At 33.0% G+C, this 1,955-nt stretch carries 2 protein-coding genes; both read right to left on the bottom strand.

Annotated features, from left to right (window positions below; translation table 11 throughout):
- Positions 1 to 278: 278 nt before the first annotated feature.
- Positions 279 to 1,418 carry a hypothetical protein gene (locus JOD20_RS26225; RefSeq protein WP_204758127.1) on the bottom strand — a complete coding sequence of 380 codons (1,140 nt, stop codon included), beginning with the start codon at positions 1,416 to 1,418 and terminating at the stop codon, positions 279 to 281.
- Positions 1,415 to 1,955, bottom strand: a 541-nt coding sequence (locus JOD20_RS26220; RefSeq protein WP_204758126.1) for a hypothetical protein, incomplete at its 5' end; no start/stop codon positions are given. The genes JOD20_RS26220 and JOD20_RS26225, both read right to left, overlap by 4 nt.

The raw sequence follows: 1,955 nt of genomic DNA, 5'->3' as shown, positions 1-1,955 counted from the left end.
TGCTAGGATTAAGGTTTAAGCATCCATATCATAGCGGATAGCGTTGATGGAGTCAGCTTTTTAGTTCCAAGGAGCAATCGATGTCATGCAGTAAGGGGTCAGGGGCTGGGGATCAGTTAGTTATCCTAGAGCTACGCCCTTCGCGATCTTCGCGTGCTTCGCGGTTTCGTCCTTCGTGACCTTCGTGTCCTTCGTGGATCAAATTTTTTAACGCAGAGGCGCAGAGGAATAATGGCTGTTGGCTATGGGCAATATATTGAAATACGAAAAGTGAATGCTTATCTTATATTAAAGTATTTTGATAGATCTGTTTGAATATGTTCTGGTGCTTTGAAAATCGTTGGTTTAAGCAGATCATCGCCATCCAAAGTAATTGTGCCATGTGTAAAAGTTGCATCTCCACGGGAATGACCTTGTACCCAAGTATAGCCTGGTTTTAGCTTAATCCCAGCTTTTTCGGATTGAAGGTATTTGATTTGTGCAGCCCGAAAGGTTTTGCTGATAAAGCGTTCATGGCCTACCACCGCATGAATTGCTTTTGCTTGCGCTTCATACCAATCATTTAAACTACTGGTAGTTGATGATTGTCGAACCCTTTGTATTTGACGTTGTTGAGGCGTAGTAATTTCATGATTGATATGTGGGCGATGAGTTGCTTGATTATATTTCTGACTTGGATGGGCATTATAATGAGGGATTACCAAGGCATGATAATTTGCAATAATCACATATTGCAATAAAAGATAATAGGTTTTGTTGTTGATCAGATCAACAAAACCATTAATTGATCCATCGCGATTTACTGTAATGGTTCCAGCTAAGGGTTTATCTCCATTGCTACGAAATAATGCTAATACATAAATACTTGGCGCTTCTAACCCTTCTTGAATGAATTTAAATGAGAGAATATTGGTATATTTGGTTAATATCGTTGGGGCCTCTATTTCAGCCCGACCGTCTGATGGGATCTCATACATTCTTTGTTCTGAACAAATATCATCCCAAAGATTCTTAATTACTGCATGAATATGTGGTCTAGGATGAATATTAGAATTCCAGAAACTTGTCATAAAATTAGTAAGATTATCAACACTAAGTAATTGATGGTTATGATTGATGATATGGTTTGGCAATAAATCATTTGTAATTGAGTTGAACATGAGTATTAATTGATCCACTGTGACGGTTGATGGGTTAGAAATAAAACTTAGTCGTTGTTGAAAATCAACGAATGTCATCGGTTTAATTGATTTTAAGAATTGAGGGATATTTTCGATGGTTGGTAATGCCTCTTTAGTATATGTATATATGTAACAATATTCGAGCAAATGAAATCTTGTGTCATAACTTTTAATGATACCTAGTAGCTTTTGAGCATTTACCCGTAATCCAGTTTTAAACAAAATATCGTCGATCAAATCATCTGGGTGTTTGATGGGTGATTGTATTTTTCTGAGTTCTGGAACCAGCTGAATGTACTCAAAAATATAAGTTTGTACTGTATTCCGCTTAGAAAGATATGTAATAGTATCTTTAATATGTTCATCGGTAATAGAACGGTTTTTATTAAGAAACGTATGTAATTCATATATATCTTTATTAGATATTTAGATATAGGTATGTAATAATTTAATCTCTGTTTAAATAGATTATCATTGTCTAGTTTTTTATCTCTGAATTCTTTAATAATATTATTTAATTTATCCTTGTCTATTAATGAATAAATTGCTATCTCATTCATTATTTTACCTTTATTCTTAATTAGATCATTCTTATTATCTTTTATGATAGTATATAATAAATCAATGTTAACATCTATTGATTGATCTTTAATAAATTTTTCTATTTCAATTATACTATCTATTTCTAGAGATGATGAATATAGGATAAGCATTAAAAAATTTTTATATCTAATTGGATTTTTTAAGATATTAACTTTATTAATTGAATTTCGG

The organism is Herpetosiphon giganteus, assembly GCF_016907925.1.
In the GTDB taxonomy this organism is placed as follows: domain Bacteria; phylum Chloroflexota; class Chloroflexia; order Chloroflexales; family Herpetosiphonaceae; genus Herpetosiphon; species Herpetosiphon giganteus.
This window is presented reverse-complemented; position numbering and strand designations above follow the sequence as displayed.